A 7,525-nucleotide genomic window follows, 5' to 3' on the forward strand; every position below is an offset into this window, starting at 1 on the left:
GCTCATCTGTTGTTAGTCTTGCTTTTTTTAGCACTTCTAATTTCATCTGTCCATCATTAATTAGTACTGATGGTACTCCATTAATAAACTTTCTGGATTTTGGTATCCATATTTGTATTTTCGCTAATAATACAACTCCTATAATAAGCAAAGACCCAGCATATATTGCTTCCCATTCATTTTTTAATGCTAAAGGTTGGATTAGTACAGCACCAATCGAAATCCTCAACACTGCTTCCGAAACTGTCGTTTCTGCAAGCGATCTTTTTCCTGCGATACGCAAAAGCATAATTGCAGCCAAAAAAATTAACAATGCCTTAAATATATAAGGTAAGGTAGGTAGATCGTCAAAAAAATCCATCATTTCTCTCATTCCTTTAAACTTTTTGTTATTATTTGTTAAATGCAAACCAAATATGTAGATAGTTTTTTAAACTAGATAATAACTAAAAATTTATGTATAGGTGTTTTTTAGAGAAAGAATAATGGCGAATAACTTAGTTTCTACTTCAACTAACCTCCACTTTAGTACAATAAGAAAAAGCCAACAAGTATGTCAACTGGATCTACAACTCTTGCACACGATAGTTTAAGTACATTATTTCACAAACTTTCTTGTGGAATAGGAAAAAGCCGACCTTCATATTGAAGAATCGGACTCGTTAATTAGCTCTTTATTATTTGTTCACGGTTATCTAATGTACTATCTCCACTCCCCCTAACTTAAGGGTTGGGTGGAACCAGGTGGAACGTAAAAAGGTGGTACTCTAATCCATCCGCGTTTACGCATTAAATGTTTTAATCTAGTTGCGAAGGCAAATTTTTCTGTTTGAAACTGAATAAATAATAAACCAACATCTGTACGAATCGATTCGGATGCAGCACCAGCAGAACGCATAATTAAACTTACAATTTTTAAAGATAATTCATTTGCTATGACATCATCCGTTAATTTAACTCCAAGTGGAATACTTTTAGGGTCAGATATTGGCATATCTTCAGGTGCAGGAGGTAGAGGAATTCCTTCCTTAATCATGAAATCATGTAGTCGTTCCCTTTGACTGGTTCCTAATTTCATATCTTCTTCAAGTATTGCTTTTAGTTCATCATCTGTTGTGGTATTTATACCTGATTGAACAGATACTTTAGCTAATTCTAGTCCCGCTAAGTAAATCCAGCATGACATCACTTCTCCGACATGAAGTGGTTGGTCTTCGTCTTGAACTGTCAGTGATTTCATGGCATCAATAACTGTTTCCAATATATTTACCATACGAATCCCTCCTGAGCTGGTATTATACATTATTGTTTGTATAGAAAGGTTTTTTATTCAGAGGGCAACACCAGCAAAATTTCAACCTAAAAAAAGAAAATTGAAGTAACCTGCTTCGTTAGTGCAATAAAAAAGCCGCATCGACGGCAGTGGGTTCATATTACGAGGGTCTAACGCAATTATTGTAGATGCTTTGGTAGGGGGATTTTATGTTCATTATTCTTAATCTCCTCGAAAATGTCCCCTTGACTTTCGACCTGGTACTGTTTGTTTATCAAGTTTAAAATTTCGTTTATATGAGTAAGTTGTCAATTACTAGGGATCAAATTAAACGATTGTATGTTTGAAATCTTCAAATTCCTTTTTCGTTACAGGTTGAGCTTCGTGCTTCAACTCAAAACCTAATTGACCATTTGGTTCCAGGGTTGCCCATTTTACGTCACTTAATATAATCCCATACCATATATAAATACTCACCATTCGTTTAAACAGAGTTACAGATATCGTCCCCAAATTTCCATCTATTATCCAAATCTTCAACAAACAAAAGTATAGAAAAAGTACAAAAGTGAAGAAGAAAATTGTATCTTTCCACTGACTCACTTTTGCACTTTACCGCTTTAGTTACACCCTACTTCCACACTTGCCCCTTAGTTGAACAAGCTATAAAAATACTTAGTTTTACAAATAATACTCAATCATTTTTGCAAACTTTTCTTTCATTTTTTCTTTTATCGATAATTGATTGACGTCGGAGGATGTTACTCGATTTGAATTTTGGAAGTCTTCATTGATGACTGGCTTTATTTTAGAAATATAGACAGGGTCTTGGATATAACAGTTCATTTCTTCATTTAAATGAAACGAGCGCGAATCAAAATTTACGGTCCCTACCATCAATACGTTTTTATCAATCAAGAATACTTTACCGTGTATCACTCCCTTTTTATAACCGTATACTTCTATTCCCTGTTTTAATGCTTTTCGAATATATGGATACGCTGCCTCTTTAACTAACAGTGCATCCGAATGAGGTGAGAACAGAATTTTAACAGAAACTCCTCTTTTTCTTGCATCCACTAATGAGTTCCAAATAGTTCTGTCATTTAGTATAAAATAAGGTGTTACTATAATGATGGACTCTTTTGCTTGATGAAATAGCATGGCATAATCTTGCCCAAGTTTTTCTCCGCTATAATATGCAGTAAATCGATGCGGGGTTGCTCCCTTTTCCTTTATCGCGCTGTGTATAGGAATCTGCTGCTCTGTGTTTTTCTTCCAGTCTAACACAAATTGATGTTCTAGATCTTGAACTCCTTCTCCTCGTATTTGAAGATGATAATCTCTCCAGTGACCGAGTTTTTCTTTTTCTCCTAAATACTTCTTGCCGATGTTAAATCCGCCAATATACCCAATCCTTCCATCAATAATTGAAATACGGCGATGATTCCGACGATCCAAAGAAGCAAAAAGATAAGGAAAAGCAGGCTTATTGTAATACGTAAAATGCACTCCTGCTTTAACCAATAATTCTCTTTCCCTATTCTTTAGTAAAATTCCACCTAGCCTGTCCACTGCATAATATACTTCTACACCTTCCTGGCTTTTTTTCCTCAATAAATCAAGAAACTGATGACTTACTTTATCATCGGCAATAGAGAAAAAGTTGATATACACGTAATGTTTTGCATTCTTTATATCTGAGAATAATTGATTGACTAACTGTTTCCCGTCCGTATACATAGTAATATTACTTTGGCGATTCGGGTATTGGATGGGATGCTGGTCAAATACCATCCTTTTTTCGGCTGCTGTTCTGTCAATATTACTCCAAGGAAGCAAAACAAAACATGCGCCGAAAAATACAAATAGGAGTACTTGAAGAATTTTCCGTATCTTTTTCAGCATATTTAATCTCCTTTATATATTATCGTTTTCATTCTGTTAGTTTTTGTTATCGGGACAAAACTATCCCGTTAGCCATCCATAATATAAGGCTGTCGCAACAGCATTACTTATTGAACTCAAGCACCCTAGTTTAAGTGCAATGTTTCACAAACAGTTATTCACTATGGATTTCAAAACAAAAATAACCGAATGCCAAGTCTTCATCAGTAAGCTCCAAGTCAATCTTCGCAGATTCAAATAAACGAGATAAAATCATATCTAAAACTTACGGTATCCTTCGAGTAAGGATTTATAAGTTTTGGGTTCATTGTATCTGCACAAGGGGGTAAGAATTTTCCCTGTTTCAAATTCATCGGATGTTACAGTATTAACATCCCTACCTAGATTTTCTAAAATATGAAATTCCTCATCTTGGACGGTAAACTGTTCCCTACATTCCAAATAGAACATATATTCATCAAATTCACGTTGTAATTTAACCTTTTCATTTAAATAAAATGGTGTGATTCTGATGTATTCGGTTGTAACTTTGGAACAAATAATTTTATTCAAAAGTAAGTACAAATCTGAAATGGTTGGGTAGATACTGTACTTCCCATTACGATAAGAGGTAAATTCATAGACAATTTCATTGATTGTGCCTTCCCTTTTTTCCAACTTACAAAGAATCACCTTTTTGTTTGCAAATTTGTAACGCCCATTAAGACAAAAGAAGATTACCTTTATACCAATTATTCTTAAACTACTCTGCCCCGTTAATGCAATAAAAAAAGGGATAGCCGTAGCCATCCAATCTTTAACTCTTGAACCCATTAGTTGAAGAACTTTTCTAATGTGTCAAATATTATCGTATACAGAACTATAGTCTTTCTTTGCTTGTTGAATAGCCGATTCCCAGTATTTTATATAATCTTGTTGTTTATTTAACTTTACTGTTTGTTTGGTGTACTTGGCTAACATCTTGTGATAATTAAGTCTTTCTTCCATATTCCTAATAACTTTTTTACAATCTTCATATGTCATTCCCATTGATAGTTAATCCTTTCTTGGATTTAAAGGATTATCCTTATTCATATTCAACTCAAGCACCCGATAGTTTAATAAGAAATCTTTAAAGTTATATCTAAATCATTTAAAGTCCCATTCAATATTTATCTGATTTTTTCCGCCAACTCTAAAATAATTCCCTCTGGACCACGAACGTAGCATAACTTATAACTTTCTTCATATTGCTGTATCTCACTAAAGATTTCTGTGCCCTTCTTTTTCAATTTTGCAACAATAGCTTCAATATCTTCAACAGCAAAGCAAATATGTCGGATACCCAGCGTATTTGCAAAAGGTTGCTGAATATCTTTTTCATCTGACGGCGTATAAAATTTGACTAGCTCTATCCATGCCTGACCATCTGGCATCCCCAATCCTACACATGCCGTTTTAACATCATTAAGCCCAACTATTCTGTCCAACTGTTCTCCATCCAATTCCCATTCCGCTTGCACTTCAAGTCCTAAATCAAGAAAAAACGCTTTAGCTCTGAAAGATCTTTTACGTTTATACTCACATGATCTATTCTATTGATCTTCATATCTCATACCTCCTATGTTCCTGTTATTTCAATACCTGTAATCGTTTAAGGCTTGTTTGTAATTCTAAATCGCATAAAACAGAAAATATCCTTCTTCAACAAACCTGCCACGTTTGTACAACAACACATTTCCACCATACCTACTTCTTAATCAAAACGTTCTGTATCAAATCCATCCAAAATATCCTCTAATTCTGTAAGAAAATTTAGTTGTACAGGAGCAGGGATTTGCTCCATCCATTTTTTTATTTCAGGTAGCTCCTCAGCCTCATATATATTTGTTGGCTTTGGATGAAGAGTTGCCCACCATTTCTTCAATTCATCGATAAATTCATAAAAGTAACGTTCAAATCTTTCTGCCCATTCTGCCCCTTCATCACCAGAAGTCTTTTGCATCATACTCCAGGCCTCCATCGCTGTTTCGAAGTACTCATCAATCATCTTCATTTGGAACTCCTTTCTACATACTGTTATATTCTTTCATTCTCTCATTGTAACAGTAGAAAGCTATGGTTCGGTACTAATGACTTACCTATGCCTTGTAATTTATTTGGAATATCTACATACACCTTCCCAATGGAAAAGGCTCTGTTTGAATTCATGTTCTCCACTGGATGCCGATTAGGAGAAATTGTTACCTTAGATAGAGGCAGAATTAATTGGTCGAACTGATCCGCCATTATCAGAGGTAAAGGCGATAAGGCATCTCTTTGAAAGGAACAAGAAAATATCGATGTTACTGCTGCTCATAACCCCTTACTATTTGAATAGTTGAAATATTCTTTACTGATCATTCTAAAAATGGTAAAATTTTAAAAAAAGGGGGGGAAATGGCTAGACACAAAGAATTTGATGAAGCCGAGGTTTTACGAAAAGCAATGGTGCCTTTTTGGCGAAATGGATATAAAAAAACGTCTATGCAAGATATTTATGACACATTTGGTGATAAACAGACGTTGTTTCTACGAGCTCTACAACTCTTCGAAGGAATAATCGAAAAAAGAATGGAACAACAAATTAAACCTATTATTTCAGTCCAGTTAGCGATAAGAAGATTATTTTCATAATTCACTTATTGGGGTAAGAGTATTAGCCAAAACAACGAAAGATAAAGAGAAACTTCAAAACATCATTGATTCGACTTTAGCGGTATTAGATTAACATTTTTAGAATGAACGTTCTTAAAATGTAATGATTTTGTATAATCTTTTTTATTTTTAATATGGAGGGTGAAAAGAATGAATCATTTAGAGTTTTTGAAGAAAATGGCAAAGGGCGAAATACCAGGTTCGCCGGCTGCAGAGGTAATCGGTTTTCACATAACAGATGTTGAGGAAGGGAAGGTTGTGGTCGAAATGGATGCCACAGAAAGATTACACAATCCGATGGGTACACTACATGGAGGGATTTTATGTGACATATCCGATGCCGCTATGGGCTATGCATTTGTAACTACATTAGCTGAGGACGAACTTTTTACGACGATCGAAATTAAATTAAATTTCCTAAAACCTATTTTTAAATCTAGACTTCGAGCTGAGGGAAAATTAATAAAAAAAGGTTCATCAGTCGGATTGCTGGAGTGTCATATATATGATGAAAAACAAAGTCTTGTGGCACATTCTACAAGTACATGTATGATTTTGAAGGGTAATTCTGCCGGAAAAAGATTGAAAATAGAATAATATAACTAATCTCTTGTTAAAAGAAAGTCCATTCAAAGTAAGGTCCATAAAATTTTAGCTATCATTTAGCTTGTAGTACGATGTAAAGTTCATTTTTATCAATTTTAAAAAGGTAAGGTGGGAACAAATGCCTTCTATTCTAACGGCTCCTTCCAAAATGGAAAGCACGGTGCAATTACAAGAGAATAAACTCATTTTAATATGGAGTGTTACCACTTTGCTTGTGGTAATGAATACAACCATGTTTAATGTTGCATTACCCTTTATACTTAAAGACTTATCCTTAAGCTCATCCTTGGGCTCATGGCTGGTATCAGGTTATTCCATCATGTTTGCCATTTCAACGTTAACTTTTGGTCGCCTATCTGATTTTGTTCCCCTCTCAAGACTTCTACTCCATGGAATTTGCCTATTAGGAATATCATCAGTCATCGGTTTCTTTTCAACAAATTTTTTTATCCTATTAGGAGTTAGAATTCTTCAAGCAGCTGGAGCAGGAGCCGTTATGGGATTAAGTATGATCATGGCTGGGCGGTATATCCCTCTATCAAGGCGTGGAAAAGCGATGGCCATTATTGCTTCAGCTGCCTCTTTGGCATTTGGGTTAGGTCCTGTACTAGGGGGAGTGATTACTCAATACTTAGGATGGAATTATCTTTTCGTTGTCACTATTTTTTCTGTCCTGTCTATTCCTTTCTTCCTAAAGTTATTGCCTAATGAGGTGATTAAAAAAGGACATTTTGATTTATTCGGTGCTATTCTTACGGGGCTTAGTGTAACAGGTTTGTTACTTTTTCTATCTACATTTTCGTATGGGATACTATTAGGAATAGTCGTTCTTTTTGCGGTATGGTGGAAATATCTTAATAAGACGGAAGAACCGTTTATTCCGCCAAACCTACTTAGAAATAAGCAATATTCAAAGCTCCTTCTTATTAATTGTTCTGCTTTTTTCATTAACTTTTCACTTCTGTTTTTAATGCCTATTATTCTCACAACTGTATTCGGAAAAGAACCAGCAGAGCTAGGACTAATGATTTTTCCAGGTGCCATTATCGCCATGGTTGCTGG

8 protein-coding genes and 3 pseudogenes are annotated in these 7,525 nt (G+C 34.9%); 4 read left to right on the plus strand and 7 right to left on the minus strand.

Features of this window, described 5'->3' with window-relative positions:
- From V7659_RS29975 to V7659_RS30005, 7 genes and pseudogenes are all read right to left on the minus strand, one after another.
- Window positions 1-373: YetF domain-containing protein (locus V7659_RS29975; protein ID WP_335543672.1), on the minus strand; the 373-nt coding region annotated here is incomplete at its 3' end.
- Window positions 374-718: 345 nt separating this feature from the next.
- Complete coding sequence (locus V7659_RS29980; protein ID WP_335453198.1) at window positions 719-1,273, minus strand: DUF3231 family protein; 555 nt, start codon at window positions 1,271-1,273, stop codon at window positions 719-721.
- A gap of 354 nt (window positions 1,274-1,627) precedes the next feature.
- Window positions 1,628-1,720 (minus strand): annotated as a pseudogene (locus tag V7659_RS32220) (YetF domain-containing protein); the annotation flags it as partial.
- A 234-nt stretch (window positions 1,721-1,954) separates the two neighbouring features.
- On the minus strand, window positions 1,955-3,181 hold the full coding sequence (locus V7659_RS29990; RefSeq protein WP_335543673.1) for a phospholipase D-like domain-containing protein: 1,227 nt from the start codon (window positions 3,179-3,181) through the stop codon (window positions 1,955-1,957).
- A gap of 258 nt (window positions 3,182-3,439) precedes the next feature.
- Entirely contained in the window at window positions 3,440-3,970 is a 531-nt protein-coding gene (locus tag V7659_RS29995; protein ID WP_335543674.1) for a hypothetical protein, read from the minus strand.
- A gap of 362 nt (window positions 3,971-4,332) precedes the next feature.
- Window positions 4,333-4,769 (minus strand): annotated as a pseudogene (locus V7659_RS30000) (VOC family protein).
- A 147-nt stretch (window positions 4,770-4,916) separates the two neighbouring features.
- Complete coding sequence (locus tag V7659_RS30005; RefSeq protein WP_335543675.1) at window positions 4,917-5,216, minus strand: hypothetical protein; 300 nt, start codon at window positions 5,214-5,216, stop codon at window positions 4,917-4,919.
- A gap of 129 nt (window positions 5,217-5,345) precedes the next feature.
- Here V7659_RS30005 and V7659_RS30010 point away from each other — a divergent pair.
- From V7659_RS30010 to V7659_RS30025, 4 genes and pseudogenes are all read left to right on the plus strand, one after another.
- A pseudogene (locus V7659_RS30010) lies at window positions 5,346-5,438 on the plus strand (integrase); the annotation flags it as partial.
- Between the two features lie 161 nt (window positions 5,439-5,599).
- The gene (locus V7659_RS30015; RefSeq protein ID WP_420491454.1) at window positions 5,600-5,836 is read left to right on the plus strand and encodes a hypothetical protein; all 237 of its coding nucleotides are present in this window, start codon (window positions 5,600-5,602) and stop codon (window positions 5,834-5,836) included.
- A gap of 171 nt (window positions 5,837-6,007) precedes the next feature.
- The gene (locus tag V7659_RS30020; RefSeq protein ID WP_335543676.1) at window positions 6,008-6,454 is read left to right on the plus strand and encodes a PaaI family thioesterase; all 447 of its coding nucleotides are present in this window, start codon (window positions 6,008-6,010) and stop codon (window positions 6,452-6,454) included.
- A 127-nt stretch (window positions 6,455-6,581) separates the two neighbouring features.
- Window positions 6,582-7,525: MFS transporter (locus V7659_RS30025; RefSeq protein WP_335543677.1), on the plus strand; the 944-nt coding region annotated here is incomplete at its 3' end.

The sequence above is a fragment of the Neobacillus drentensis genome, from assembly GCF_036966985.1.
GTDB classification, from domain to species: domain Bacteria; phylum Bacillota; class Bacilli; order Bacillales; family Cytobacillaceae; genus Neobacillus; species Neobacillus drentensis_E.